Annotated in this window: 16 protein-coding genes; 11 read left to right on the forward strand and 5 right to left on the reverse strand. The window is 55.4% G+C overall.

Features of this window, described 5'->3' with window-relative positions:
- Positions 1 to 139: 139 nt before the first annotated feature.
- Together LVJ83_RS06465 and LVJ83_RS06470 are read right to left on the reverse strand one after the other, a co-directional pair.
- Entirely contained in the window at positions 140 to 862 is a 723-nt protein-coding gene (locus LVJ83_RS06465; RefSeq protein ID WP_244787439.1) for a DUF6973 domain-containing protein, read from the reverse strand.
- A 14-nt stretch (positions 863 to 876) separates the two neighbouring features.
- Entirely contained in the window at positions 877 to 1,056 is a 180-nt protein-coding gene (locus LVJ83_RS06470) for a hypothetical protein (RefSeq protein ID WP_244787441.1), read from the reverse strand.
- Positions 1,057 to 1,298: 242 nt separating this feature from the next.
- On the opposite strand from LVJ83_RS06470, the gene LVJ83_RS06475 reads away from it, so the two are divergent.
- The 5 genes from LVJ83_RS06475 (at position 1,299) to LVJ83_RS06495 (ending at position 6,050) form a co-directional block, all read left to right on the forward strand.
- Complete coding sequence (locus LVJ83_RS06475; protein ID WP_244787443.1) at positions 1,299 to 1,838, forward strand: hypothetical protein; 540 nt, start codon at positions 1,299 to 1,301, stop codon at positions 1,836 to 1,838.
- The gene (locus LVJ83_RS06480; protein WP_244787445.1) at positions 1,835 to 3,049 is read left to right on the forward strand and encodes a beta-ketoacyl-ACP synthase; all 1,215 of its coding nucleotides are present in this window, start codon (positions 1,835 to 1,837) and stop codon (positions 3,047 to 3,049) included. The genes LVJ83_RS06475 and LVJ83_RS06480 overlap by 4 nt, the downstream gene beginning before the upstream one ends.
- 69 nt (positions 3,050 to 3,118) lie before the next feature.
- Positions 3,119 to 3,610, forward strand: coding sequence for a hotdog family protein (locus LVJ83_RS06485; protein WP_244787447.1), 492 nt, complete (start codon positions 3,119 to 3,121; stop codon positions 3,608 to 3,610).
- Positions 3,611 to 4,092: 482 nt separating this feature from the next.
- Entirely contained in the window at positions 4,093 to 4,821 is a 729-nt protein-coding gene (gene fabG / locus LVJ83_RS06490) for a 3-oxoacyl-ACP reductase FabG (protein WP_244787449.1), read from the forward strand.
- Positions 4,815 to 6,050 carry a beta-ketoacyl-ACP synthase gene (locus tag LVJ83_RS06495; protein ID WP_244787451.1) on the forward strand — a complete coding sequence of 412 codons (1,236 nt, stop codon included), beginning with the start codon at positions 4,815 to 4,817 and terminating at the stop codon, positions 6,048 to 6,050. The genes fabG and LVJ83_RS06495 overlap by 7 nt, the downstream gene beginning before the upstream one ends.
- A gap of 132 nt (positions 6,051 to 6,182) precedes the next feature.
- Here the strand turns inward: LVJ83_RS06495 and LVJ83_RS06500 are convergent, their stop codons facing one another.
- The 3 genes from LVJ83_RS06500 to LVJ83_RS06510 all read right to left on the reverse strand — a co-directional run bounded on the left by LVJ83_RS06500 (position 6,183) and on the right by LVJ83_RS06510 (position 8,737).
- Positions 6,183 to 6,704, reverse strand: a complete 522-nt coding sequence (locus tag LVJ83_RS06500) for a hypothetical protein (RefSeq protein WP_244787453.1) — start codon at positions 6,702 to 6,704, stop codon at positions 6,183 to 6,185.
- A gap of 377 nt (positions 6,705 to 7,081) precedes the next feature.
- The gene (gene hemA / locus LVJ83_RS06505) at positions 7,082 to 8,353 is read right to left on the reverse strand and encodes a glutamyl-tRNA reductase (protein WP_244787455.1); all 1,272 of its coding nucleotides are present in this window, start codon (positions 8,351 to 8,353) and stop codon (positions 7,082 to 7,084) included.
- A 165-nt stretch (positions 8,354 to 8,518) separates the two neighbouring features.
- Positions 8,519 to 8,737 carry a hypothetical protein gene (locus tag LVJ83_RS06510; RefSeq protein WP_244787457.1) on the reverse strand — a complete coding sequence of 73 codons (219 nt, stop codon included), beginning with the start codon at positions 8,735 to 8,737 and terminating at the stop codon, positions 8,519 to 8,521.
- A gap of 41 nt (positions 8,738 to 8,778) precedes the next feature.
- Between LVJ83_RS06510 and pdxH the strand changes: the two genes are divergently transcribed.
- From pdxH to LVJ83_RS06540, 6 genes are all read left to right on the forward strand, one after another.
- Positions 8,779 to 9,411, forward strand: a complete 633-nt coding sequence (gene pdxH / locus LVJ83_RS06515) for a pyridoxamine 5'-phosphate oxidase (protein WP_244787459.1) — start codon at positions 8,779 to 8,781, stop codon at positions 9,409 to 9,411.
- A gap of 317 nt (positions 9,412 to 9,728) precedes the next feature.
- Positions 9,729 to 10,553, forward strand: a complete 825-nt coding sequence (gene thiD, locus LVJ83_RS06520; RefSeq protein WP_244787461.1) for a bifunctional hydroxymethylpyrimidine kinase/phosphomethylpyrimidine kinase — start codon at positions 9,729 to 9,731, stop codon at positions 10,551 to 10,553.
- 70 nt (positions 10,554 to 10,623) lie between these two features.
- Positions 10,624 to 11,412, forward strand: a complete 789-nt coding sequence (locus LVJ83_RS06525) for a TrmH family RNA methyltransferase (RefSeq protein ID WP_244787463.1) — start codon at positions 10,624 to 10,626, stop codon at positions 11,410 to 11,412.
- A gap of 10 nt (positions 11,413 to 11,422) precedes the next feature.
- Positions 11,423 to 11,935 (forward strand): O-acetyl-ADP-ribose deacetylase, encoded by a 513-nt coding sequence (locus LVJ83_RS06530; RefSeq protein ID WP_244787465.1) that lies wholly within the window; start codon positions 11,423 to 11,425, stop codon positions 11,933 to 11,935.
- 134 nt (positions 11,936 to 12,069) lie between these two features.
- Positions 12,070 to 12,732: a YecA family protein gene (locus tag LVJ83_RS06535; protein WP_244787467.1), complete on the forward strand. Its 663-nt coding sequence runs from the start codon at positions 12,070 to 12,072 to the stop codon at positions 12,730 to 12,732.
- A 10-nt stretch (positions 12,733 to 12,742) separates the two neighbouring features.
- The gene (locus LVJ83_RS06540; protein WP_244787469.1) at positions 12,743 to 12,907 is read left to right on the forward strand and encodes a hypothetical protein; all 165 of its coding nucleotides are present in this window, start codon (positions 12,743 to 12,745) and stop codon (positions 12,905 to 12,907) included.
- The last annotated feature ends 120 nt before the right edge of the window (positions 12,908 to 13,027 follow it).

The following is a 13,027-nucleotide window of genomic DNA, read 5'->3' on the forward strand; positions in this document are numbered from 1 at the left end:
GTTGAGCGTTTTTGTCGGGAATATAATCAGGCCGTCTGAAATATTTTCTGCTTTCAGACGGCCTGACAGTGGAGGCGCTTGATTCGGGCGGGCAGCCATTCAGATCAAGAAAACCGGCGCCGGCGGGTATGGGCGGGTGTTATTGATGTTTGCGGATGGCTTCGATGGCCTGCTCGATTTCACTCGGGCTTTCGTTTTCATAACGGCGCTGCTCGGCATCGGTAAAGCCGTTTTCATTCAAGGGGCCGAGATTGCGGACGGCGGCTTCGTATTGGGTGTGGTTTAATTTGGTTTGGCTGATGCGCCATGCGGTTTGGCCGTTTGTTTCGACCGGTTCGGCCATCCACAGGCCTTCTTGGGAAAAGTGTGCCAATACCGATAAGGCCAGCGTTTTCATGTCGGTTTGCGGCCTTTCGCTGCCGATGCGCCGACCGATGCGGTTGTTGCGCAAATCAACGGCCTCATCAGCGGCATAACGGCTGGGGTAGTCGGTTTGCGCTTCATCGATAACCGGATTGATTTCATAAGCATGGCCGACGGCTTCGGCGGTGGCGGGGTCAAACCGTGCAGCGATGGCGGCCTGCCACAGTGTATGGCGCACGGCATTGACTTGGGTGCCGCGGCCGTCGCCGTTGGCGCGGTCATCCAAGCCGGTGCGCCTGGCAAAACGGATGGCGTTGCTGGTGATGTTGGCCGATTCGCTGCTCTCCATGCCGATGGCCTGCGCGGCAATTGGGTGGGCAGCGATAAAGCGGATGATTTTGCCGCGCCGGCTTTCGGGCTGTGTTTGCGGCGTTTCGGCGTGCGCTGCCGGTGCTGCGGCAATCAGCAGCGCCAGGCAGACGGAGTGTGTCCATTTCATAGGGATGAGCGATATTAGTGTGATGACAAAATCATTTTAGTGGCGGCGGCAGCGGCTTGGTTCACAGGTTTACCTGATTTTTCGCTGCGGTTGGCGGCAGAAAGCGCGGTAAGGCTGGTTATCTTATGCAGGTTTTCGCGGCGGTAAACGGTTTTTTTGCCTTTAATATCTGTTGAAAGTATAAACCGTTGCATCTTTATCCGCCGGCTATTGTAAAATGAGTGCCAATTTAGGGTATCCTCTGATGCGTCGTTTATGAGGGGGTTTTGTTCCTGGAAATGCAGATGCCAGGCAAAAAACGCAGCAAGATTGGATATCTTGCGAGGCTTTTTAACGCAGCAGCTGCGTTTTCAGGGGCAAAATACACCCATAAACCGACAAATCAAAACACCCGAGGGCATGGCTCTTTTGAAAATAGTGGCTGAAATTGCAACATATGAAACTGAAACATATACATATAAAGAGAAAACAGATTGTGCCGCTGGCGGCGGCTTTTATTCTGGCCGCCTGCACTTCTGCCGCGCCCTTGCCGCGCCTTGCTCAAGCTTGGCCGCAACAGGATGAGGTGCGTTGGTTTAAGCTGGTGCAAACGGCAGAAGACGGCCGCATTTTGCAGACCAGCCTGCTGGCGGTGCAGCCTGACGGCAGCGACGGCTTGCGTTTTGTGCAAACCGATGCGCTGGGTGCGCCTTTGGCACGGCAAACTGTGAGCCGTAAAGGTTGGGCAAACGATGGTTTTGTTGCGCCCAACCGTCGTGCGCAGCAGGTATTTGCAGCGGTTGTGCCGCTGATTGATCCGCAAGCGGCGGTTTATCCGCAGCCGCATGTGGAAAAGCAGGGGGCAGCCGATATTTATTTTCAAAATGGAAAGGAAATGTGGCGAATAGTGCGGCAAAATGATGCGGCTGTGATGATGTTTCCCGACCGCAGCGTTTGGCAGCTGACGCCGCTGGATAACGGACAAACCGAACCATGACCAATACCCCTGTTTTTCTGAGCGCGCCTGCTGTAACCAGTGCTCTCGGCAGCGGCCTGCAAGCCCATGTGGATGCTTTGCTCAATCCGCCGGCAGTTTCGCCGCTAACTGTGTCTGAGCAGTGGATGAAGGGTAAGGCTTATGCTTTTGGCGCCGTTACTGAAACGCTGCGCCCGTTTCCCGAATCGCTGGCTGCCGTGCACCGCAGCCGCAACAATCAATTGCTGTGGCATGCGTTGCGGCAGATTGAGGCGGATATTGCCGGAGCCGTTGCCCGTTTCGGCGCCGGACGGGTAGCGGTGGTGATGGGCACGTCAACCAGCGGTGTGGATGAAAATATACCGCTTTTCCAGCATATTGTATCCGGCGGCGGTTGGCATGACGTGCCTTTTAACCAGCAGCAACAGATTTTATCGGCGCCGGCTGATTTTGTGGCAGCGGTTTACGGCTTGGGCGGCTTGTGCTACGGCGTATCGACGGCTTGCACATCCGGGGCGCGCGCCTTAATCAGTGCGGCAAGATTGTTGAAGGCAGGCTTGTGCGATGCGGTGGTGTGCGGCGGTGTCGACACCTTGTCACCGCTGACCATCAATGGTTTTGCCGCGCTGGAAGTGCTTTCAGACGGCCGGGCCAATCCGTTTTCCGTTAACCGCAACGGCATCAATATCGGCGAAGCCGCCGCCGCTTTTGTGATGACGCGCGAAGCGGATTTCGGCAGCAGCCTGCCGCTGCTCGGCTATGGCGCCAGCAGCGATGCTTATCATATGTCGTCGCCGCGCCCCGACGGAATGGGGGCGGCGCAAGCGTTTCAGACGGCCTTAAAGCATGCGGGTATGCCGTCTGAAGCCATCGGCTGGATTAATCTGCACGGCACCGGCACGCAACACAACGACAGCATGGAAAGCCTCGCCGTTGCCCAAGTATTCGGCGGCCAAACACCCTGCACCTCAACCAAGCCGCTCACCGGCCACACCCTTGGCGCTGCGGGCGCCATCGAAGCGGCTTTTTTGTGGGGCATGGTCAGCCGCCGCCACAATCCGCAAGGCCGCCTGCCGCCGCAAATTTGGGACGGCGTGCGTGATCCGGCATTGCCCGCCATCGCATTTACCGACAGCCACAGCGCATGGCCGCTTGAACGGCGCATCGGCGCCAGCGCATCGTTTGCCTTCGGCGGCAGCAATGCGGTGGTGGTGGTGGGCGAGCCGGCTTGATACCGTGCCGGCCGCATCGTTTGAGGCCGTCTGAAAAACCTCATCACCCGACACAATAAAGTGACCCTTATGCCTGAAAAATTAATGTGCCCGATTCATCAGCCCGCTCCTTTGCTGCCGCACAGCGGCCATATGGTGCTGCTCGACTGCATCACCGATTATGGTGAAGATTATCTCTGCGCCGAAGCCGGAGTGGGCGCAAAACACCTATTGCTGCAAAACGGCAGCCTGCCGGCATTGGCGGGCATGGAAATTATGGCGCAGGGAATTGCCGCGTTGGCGGGCTGTCATGCACACAATGCCGGCGAACCGGTGCGGCTGGGCTTTTTGCTGGGCACGCGCAAGCTGAATCTGTTTGCCGATGAAATTCCCGTCGGTACCACGCTGGCCGTCCGCGTGCATGCTTCCACTCAAGACACCACGGGTTTCGGCGTATTCGACTGCGAGCTGCGCTGGCTTGATGCGCCTGCCGAAGCCAAGGCGAAACTGCCTTCAGACGGCCTGCTGGTGCAGGCGGCATTGAATGTGTTCAGCCCGAAAGACGGTAAGGCCCATTTATGAAAGTAAGCAAATCAGGCAGTGTGGTGCAGCCGGGTTGTTGTGATATGTGATGCCCATTCACAAAAGTGAGCCAACGCCGTTCGATCATTTTGATGAATGGGTATGAGCAAGGAATCAGGCCGTCTGAACGGAGCAGTAAGAATCACTGCGGGCAAGCTGAGGCCGTCTGAAATCTTTCAGACGGCCTTGATAAATTTTGTTAAAATTTCGGCTTTGATTTTAAAACCTTATACTGCTTCGGCTAGGGTGTCCTGACCATTCGATTTACGGGTGTATTTTGCCCCTGCAAACGCATCTGCTGCGTTAAAAAGCCTCGCAAGATGCCCAATCTTGCTGTGTTTTTTGCCTGGCATCTGTACTTTTATCGCAAAAAATCTGAATCATTCTGAATGGTCGGGACACCCTAAACCGCTTCTCTTCGAGTTGAGGCGAGACAATGAAATAGGATGATGCAGTTGAAAGGCGATCACTCAGGAAAACGTATGAAAGAAACCATTTTAATCACCGGCTCCGGCCGCGGTATCGGCAAGGCCGTGGCGCTGGGTTTGGCGGCCGACGGCTACGATATTGCCGTGCATTGCCGCAGCCGGCGCGATGAGGCTGAAGCAGCGGCAGCAGCAATCCGCCAACTCGGGCGCAAGGCGCGGGTGTTGCAGTTTGATGTGGCCGACCGCACCGCCTGTCGCGAAATTCTGACCGCCGATGTGGAAGCGCACGGCGCCTATTACGGCGTGGTGCTCAATGCCGGGCTGGCGCGTGACAATGCCTTTCCCGCGTTGGAAGATGACGATTGGGACAGCGTGTTGCGCACCAATCTCGATGGTTTTTACAATGTGCTGCATCCCGTGATGATGCCGATGATACGCCGCCGCAAACCGGGGCGGATTGTGTGCATGGCATCGGTGTCGGGCTTGGTCGGCAACCGCGGTCAAGTGAATTACAGCGCTTCCAAAGCCGGCCTGATCGGCGCGGCCAAGGCGCTGGCGCTTGAATTGGCCAAACGCAAAATTACCGTCAACTGCGTGGCGCCCGGCTTGATTGATACCGATATGCTGGATGACCATGTGCCGGTTGGCGAGATTCTGAAAATGATACCGGCGCAGCGCATGGGCAGCCCCGAAGAAGTGGCGCACGCAGTGCGTTTTCTGATGGATGAGAAAGCCGCCTATATCACGCGGCAGGTGATTGCGGTGAACGGAGGTTTGTGTTGAAACGGGTTGTGATTACAGGCATCGGCGGCATCACCGCATTTGGTCGCGATTGGGCAAGCATTCAGACGGCCTTCAAGCAAGGCCGCAATGCCGTGCAAAGCATGGATTGGCAAACGCAATATCCCGAGTTGGAAGCGCAATTGGGCGCGCCGGTTAACGGTTACGCGCCGCCGAAGCATTGGACGCGCAAACAGTTGCGCAGCATGGGCCGGGTATCGCAATTGTGTGTCGATGCCGCCGAACAGGCATTGCAAGATGCCGGATTGCTTGGTGATGAAACGATTAAAGACGGGCGCATGGGCGTGGCCTGCGGCTCATCATCGGGCAGCCCGAAAGACATCGGCGACATCGGCGAATTGCTGCTGACCGGCACATCGCAAAATTTCAGCGCCAACACTTATGTGCGCATGATGCCGCACACCACCGCTGCCAATATCGGCATTTTTTTCGGGCTGACCGGCCGCATTATCCCCACCTCCAGCGCCTGTTCGTCCGGCAGCCAAGGCATCGGTTATGCTTATGAAGCCATCAAATACGGCATGATCGATATGATGCTGGCCGGCGGCGGCGAAGAGTTCAGCCCCTCGCAAGTGTATGTGTTCGACTCGCTCTATGCCGCCAGCCGCCGCAACAATGCGCCCGAATTAACCCCGCGCCCGTATGATAGCACCCGCGACGGCTTGGTGATCGGCGAAGGCGCGGGCATGATGGTGTTGGAAAGCTTGGAACATGCTTTGGCGCGCGGCGCGGAAATTTATGCGGAAATTGTCGGATACGGCGCCAACAGCGACGGCAGCCACGTCACCCGCCCGCAAAAAGACACCATGCAGCGCTGCATGGTGCTGGCTTTGAAAGATGCTGCCATTGACGCCGGCCAAATCGGTTATGTTAACGGTCACGGCACCGCCACCGAGCAGGGCGATATCGCCGAAACGCTGGCCACTGAAGCCGTGTTTGGCAGCCGCATGCCCATCAGTTCGCAAAAAAGCTATTTCGGTCACACCCTCGGCGCATGCGGCGCGCTGGAATCATGGTTTTCCATCGAAATGATGAATGGCGGCTGGTTTGCCCCCACCGTGAATCTCGACAATATCGACCCGCGCTGCGGCAAACTGGATTATATCTGCGGCCAAGGGCGTGAAATCGATACGGATTATGTGATGAACAATAATTTCGCTTTTGGCGGTGTGAATACCTCGTTGGTGTTTAAGCGCTGGCAAGGTCATTGATTTGTTTGCTTCACCCGTGTTTGCTTCTTTTTTTGTGCGCACAAATGTTGATGAGCATTTGGTGAAGGCATGCATGGCAGAGGTTGTATTGGCAGAGAAGCGGATGGATATCGGACAGCGGTTTGGGCGGGCTCAAGAGCAGGCCGTCTGAAAGCGCAGGCCGTCTGAAAGCGCAGGCCGTCTGAAAGCGCAGGCCGTCTGAAAGCGCAGGCCGTCTGAAAGCGCAGGCCGTCTGAAAGCGCAGGCCGTCTGAAAGCGCAGGCCGTCTGAAAGCGCAGGCCGTCTGAAAGCGCAGGCCGTCTGAAAGCGCAGGCCGTCTGAAAGCGCAGGCCGTCTGAAAGCGCAGGCCGTCTGAAAGCGCAGGCCGTCTGAAAGCGCAGGCCGTCTGAAAGCGCAGGCCGTCTGAAAGCGCAGGCCGTCTGAAAGCGTAGGCCGTCTGAAAGCGTAGGCCGTCTGAAAGCGTAGGCCGTCTGAAAGAGCGGGCCGTCTGAAAGCACTATGTTTTTGATGAATAATGTATGTGTGCGGGTTTGTCCTATTGCTTTGCCCGCTTACTTTTTTGAATGGGCTGTCATTGTCTGAAAAACAGGGAAACCGGATACGGTTTATCGTGGCGAAATCAGAATGATTGCATAGAAGTTGTATGTAAATCATGAGGTTGCGATGAAAATAGGCGGGCGCGCTGCAATGGATTTATTCGATTACCTGGAGCTGCATATGCAAGAGCTAGGGTGTCCTGATTATGCCGGGCAATGCTCGGGCGAGTTTTCCGGCATGTTTTGTTTATTGCAGATTTACCGGCCGAGCAATTCGAAGCCGTTGCTGAAAAGATGATGCAGGCGTGTAAGGATTTGCCGGATTTGGCTGGCTATAAGCAAGCAATCGGCAAGGCGCTTGAGGCAGGATCCGAGACATCAAAAACGGGCAGTATCAAACTTGCGGTATCGAAATCTAAAAAACGCGCTTTTAAGCGCGTTTTTCTTTGTGCCTGTTTTTTTCATTATGCCGGCGGGCAGAATATGCTTTTCCGGCTATTCGGGTTTGGCGGTTTGCTCGGGATGATCAAGGTGGTAGATTTGCGCCACGGCATCTACCAGGCTGCTGTCTTGTGCGCTGGCTTTGTTTAGGGTGCGGGTGGGGGAGTGCAGCAGTTTGTTGGTCAGCTGCACCGACAGGCGTTCCAGCACTTCTTCGGGCGGCGTGCCTTTGGCCAGCTGTTTCATCGCGTTTTCGAGCACGTGCCGGCGGGCGCGTTCACCTTCGTCGCGCAGGGCGCGGATTAAGGGCACGCTTTGGCGGCCGCGCTGCCATTCGATAAATTCGCCCACCTTCGCTTCAACCATGGTTTCGGCTTCGGCGGCGGCTTTTTGGCGTGCTTCTTTGCCGCTTTGCACGATGCCCATCATATCGTCAACGGTGTAAAGATAGGCATCGCCAAGCTCGCCCACTTCTTCTTCGATATCGCGCGGCACGGCCAAATCAAGCATAAACACGGGCATGCTTTGGCGCTTTTTGAGGGCGCTTTCCACCATGCCTTTGCCCACAATAGGCAGTTGGCTGGCGGTGGAAGATACTACAACGTCATAGTCATGCAGGATATCGGGCAATTCGTTGAGCAGGCGCGGTTCGGCATTGACACCGAGTTTTTCGCATAATTCTTGGGCGCGGGGCAGCGTGCGGTTGGCGACAGTCATCAGCTTCGGATTTTTGGCGGCAAAGTAAGTGGCCACCAGCTCTATCATTTCGCCGGCGCCGATAAACAATACGTTTAAATCGGCAATATCGGGGAAAATCTGTTCGGCCATTTTGACCGATGCGGCAGCCATCGATACCGAGCTTTCGCCGACCGCGGTGTCGGTGCGCACTTCTTTGGCAACGGAAAAGGTTTTTTGAAATAAGGCATTGAGCCAGCTGTCGAGCGTTTGCTGCTCTTGCGAGACGCGCACGGCATCTTTAATCTGGCCGAGAATCTGCGGTTCGCCCAATACCATGGAATCAAGGCCGCAAGCCACGCGGAAGGCATGGCGGATGGTGTCGCTGCAACCGTAGGTGTAAAGATAGGGGCGGATTTCGTCTACGCTGAGGTTGTGGTATTGCGCCAGCCAGCGGATGATTTCTTCGGCATCGCCCACGCAATAAAGCTCGGTGCGGTTGCAGGTGGATAAAATCACTGCCTCTTTGGCGGCACGGCTGTTGATCAGTGCGCGCACGGCATCGGGCAATGCGGCGGCGGCAAACGCGAGCTGTTCGCGGATGCTGAGCGGTGCGGTTTGGTGATTGAGGCCGATGGCGGTGAGTTGCATTTTTTGGAGGCAGATGGTGTGTTAGCGCGCTATTATAACGCAAACGGCGATTGAAAAAAATGCTTGCGGGCGATAGATTTTATTGTAGGCAATAAATGAAAATGGTTATCGAATGCTATAATAATCAAATGCTTTCAGACGGCCTCAGTGCTTTGCCGGCACCTTTCAGATGACGTGTTCCGGTATGGTCTGCGGCTTGCTTATTGCCGTGCGGATGTTTATGCTGTTGTTAATGGTTAGAGCCGGGGTATCCGGACAATTCGATCTACGGGTGCTTTTTGCCCCTGAAAACGCATCTGCTGCGTTAAAAAGCCTCGCAAGATGCCCAATCTTGCTGCGTTTTTTGCCCGGCATCTGCATTTTCAGGAACAAAAATCCCCTCATAAACAAATTGTCCGGACACCCTAGGGCAACAAGGAGCAATGATGGATTTACATGATATACGCGAAGATTACAGCAAGCGCGAGCTTTCAGAGGCGGAATGCGACGCCAGCCCGATTGCGCAGTTTGAGCGTTGGCTCAATGAAGCGATTCTTGCGCAGGTTAACGAGCCGACTGCGGTGAATGTGGCCACGGTGGGGGAAGACGGCCGCCCCAACAGCCGCATGGTGTTGTTGAAAGAGGTAAACGGGCAGGGGTTTGTGTTTTTTACGAATTACCACAGCCGCAAGGGGCGGGCGTTGGCAAATCATCCGTTTGCGGCGCTAACCTTTTTTTGGCCGGAGCTGGAACGGCAGGTGCGGGTGGAAGGGCGGGTGGAAAAGCTGGATGCTGCCGCATCTGATGAATATTTTGAAAGCCGGCCTTATACCAGCCGCATCGGTGCGTGGGCGAGCGAGCAAAGCACGGTGATTGCTGCCAAATCGATGTTGGTAAAACGTGCGGCGGCTGTCGGCCTGAAGCATCCGCTGCATGTGCCGCGCCCGCCGCACTGGGGCGGCTATGTGGTGTTGCCGGAGCGGGTGGAATTTTGGCAAGGGCGGCCGAGCCGTTTGCACGACCGCATCCAATACCGCTTAGATGGCGGCGTGTGGGTGAAAGAGCGGTTGGCGCCTTAACTTATAGATTCAGCAATTAAATAACTGAATTTTTTAAATCAATCTAATTGTTTTAAAAGAAATTAACAAAAGATTTTTAGAATTAAAATTGCCGAATCTATAGTACTTAATTAAAAGATACCATCGTTTGCAAATAATATGCAGGCTTGAAGCATTCAGACGGCCTCAAGACAATATCAAAACCCATATATCAAACCCCATGCCAAACATCCGGCTTGAGGCCGTCTGAAACCCATGCGAAAAAGTCAGCAGGCAAAACAGGCGCGGCAATGCGGCAGTTTGTTCGGATGGGTAGCAAATATCAAACAGGAGAAACCATGCAGCAAAACAAACCTTTTCCGCGCGTGTTGACCATTGCGGGCTCTGATTCCGGCGGCGGCGCGGGCATTCAGGCCGATTTGAAAACTTTCGGCGCACTCGGTGCCTATGGTGCCAGCGTGGTAACGGCGGTGACCGCACAAAATACCTTGGGCGTGCAGGGGGTGCATGCGGTGCCGGCCGATATGGTGGCCGCCCAATGCGAATCGGTATTGGGCGATATCCGTATGGATGCGGTCAAAATTGGTATGCTGCCCGATGTGGCCACCATCGAAACCGTGGCGCAGGCGCTGCGTAAATACCCGGTGCCGTTTATGGTGCTTGATCCTGTGTTGGTGGCCACTTCCGGCGATTCACTGGCGCTGGAAAACACCGTTGATGCGATATGCGGACAGCTGTTGCCGTTGGCCGATGTGGTCACGCCTAATTTGAATGAGTTGGCGCAGTTAAGCGGCAATGCACCGGCGCAAGATGAAGCCGAAATGCTGGCACAAGGGCAGCAATTATTGCAAAAAGGAGCAAAAGCGGTGTTGCTCAAAGGCGGTCATTGGGCAGACAGCGCCCAAGCGCGCGATTGGTTGGTGCAGCGCAATAGCGAGCCCCAATGTTTTGTAAACAGCCGCATTGCCACGGCCAACACCCACGGCACCGGCTGCACGCTGGCTTCTGCCATTGCTGCGCTTTATCCCCACCGCCGCAATCTGAATTTTGCCGTGGCGGCTGCCAAAAGTTATCTGCATGGTGCGATTGCTGCCGGGCAATACTGGAAAGTGGGCAGCGGTCACGGGCCGTTGGCACATTTTTGGCGCACGGTGCGCGATTGATTCATCAGACTTTCAGACGGCCTTTGATACAGAATCAGCATAGGCCGTCTGAACGCTATATAATGCCGCCATGAAACACATTACCTCCGCCCAAAACGAGCAGCTCAAACATTTGGCCAAGCTGCTGTCACAAGCCAAAGCCCGCCGCGAACACGGCCAAACCGTGTTGGAAGGTGCGCATCTTTTGCAAGCCTATCTGCAAAGCGGCGGCGTGCCCGAGCAGGTTTATATTCCCGAAAGCAAAGCCGCCCAAGCCGAAACCTCTGCGCTGACGGCGCAATTGCCGGCTGATGTGCTTACTTTGGTGAGCAGCGCGGCTTCGGCAAAAATCACCAGCCTCACCGAAGCGGAAGAAATCATGACGCTGATTGCGCTGCCTCAGCCGAGCGCTCTGCCGCAGACCGGCGATTGCGTGGTGCTTGAGCGCGTGCAAGACCCGGGTAATGTCGGCACGATTCTGCGCAGCGCGGCGGCGGCGGGTGTGGATGAAATTGTGTTGAGCGCCGACAGCGCCGATGTGTGGTCGCCGAAAGTGCTGCGCGCCGGTATGGGAGCGCATTTCCTGCTGCGGCTGCATGCCCGCGCCGATGTGTTGCAATGGCGGGCAGGCTACACCGGCAGCGTGTGGGCAACCGCGCTCACTGATGATAACAACCACAGCCTTTATGCACTCGATTTGCGGGGTGCGGCGGCATGGGTGTTCGGCAACGAAGGCAGCGGCGTGAGTGAAGCGCTGTTGTCCGGTGTTGAGGGCAGCGTGAAAATCCCGATGGCAGGTGCAACCGAGTCGCTGAATGTAGCGATGGCGGCAACGGTTTGTTTGTTTGAACAGATGCGGCAGCGGCTTGAGGCCGTTTGAAAGAAAAAACATGGCGGAAATTAAAATCGTGGTGGCCGACATCACCACCTTAAACGTAGACGCCATTGTCAATGCAGCCAATGAAACGCTGTTGGGCGGCGGCGGTGTAGACGGTGCCATCCATGCAGCGGCAGGACGCGGCTTATTGGCAGAATGCCGTCTCTTGGGCGGCTGCCGTACCGGCGAAGCCAAAATCACCGGCGGTCATCTGCTGCCTGCCCGATACGTTATCCACACCGTCGGCCCTGTATGGCACGGCGGCAGCCAGGGCGAAGCGCAACTGCTGGCCGCCGCTTATGCCAATTCGCTCAAGCTGGCGCAGGAATACGGCTTGCGCAGTATCGCTTTCCCCAATATCAGTACCGGCGTTTACGGCTATCCGGCTGACAAGGCCGCCGTCATCGCATTGCAAAGCCTGCGTGCTACATTAGCGCAATGCCCCGCCATCGATACCGTTATCTTATGCTGTTTTTCAGAGCAGGCTGCTTTATTGTACCGCTCGTTAGCGGCAGCAGATTCTTAAAACAAAACCGCCTCGGCAACGAAATACCGGCAAGCACTGAGCCGTTTGACACGGCCGTCTGAAAAAAGATGGCGACACCACCCGAATGGCTATTCAGCTCTGCATGTTTTATGTTATTAGCAAAGGAAAATCTGATGCAATTACAATCATTTGATGCAACCGCCCGCAAGCGCCTGGCCGCGCTGCTCGATGCTAAGGCCGAAAACGGCAACAGCATGCGCTGCGATGAAGTGCAAGGCTTTATGCTGGCGCTGCTGTCCGGCCCCGACAGCCTCAACACCGCTGAATGGCTGCCTGAAATCCTTGCCGACGAGCAGCTTTTCAGTGAAGAAGAGCGGAAAGAAGTGGAAGCGCTGGTATTGAGCTGGGCGGTTGATATGCGTGAAAAACTGGTTTCCGGCAGCCTGCCCGAATTGTGTCTTTATGAAGATGAGGGCGGCAGCGATTTCTACACTTGGTGTAATGCCTATCTTTACGCGCTCGATGTGGTGCCGACCGATTGGTTTGAAAAAGCCGCCGATGATGATTTTGAAGATTTGTTTTATCCGGTGATGGCGCTTGGCGGTATTTATGATGAAGAAGACGAAGGCCAAATCATCATCACCTTTACCGATAAAGAGCTGGCGCAGCTGGAAAGCGACTTGCCGCATGCGCTGCTGGGCATTTACCGTTATTGGCAAAGCGTGATCAACAAGCCGCAAACCGTGCGCCGCGAGGGCGATAAAATAGGCCGCAACGATTTATGCCCCTGCGGGAGCGGTAAAAAATACAAAGCCTGCTGTGCTAGGGTGTCCTGATGTGTCGTTTATGAAGGGATTTTTGTTCCTGGAAATGCAGATGCCAGGCAAAAAACGCAGCAAGATTGGACATCTTGCGAGGCTTTTTAACGCAGCAGATGTATTTTCAGGGGCAAAAAGCACCCGTAAATCGACACATCAGGACACCCTAGGCTATCCTGATTGTCGTTTATGAGGGGATTTTTGTTCCTGAAAATGCAGAGGCGAGGCATAAAATCAAAAAAGGCCTTTCGCTAAGGCGCTGAATGCCAAACCGGCAGGTGTTGATACCTGTAAAAATCAGCTGACCAGTTGA

The sequence above is a fragment of the Uruburuella testudinis genome (genome assembly GCF_022870865.1).
GTDB classification, from domain to species: Bacteria; Pseudomonadota; Gammaproteobacteria; order Burkholderiales; family Neisseriaceae; genus Neisseria; species Neisseria testudinis.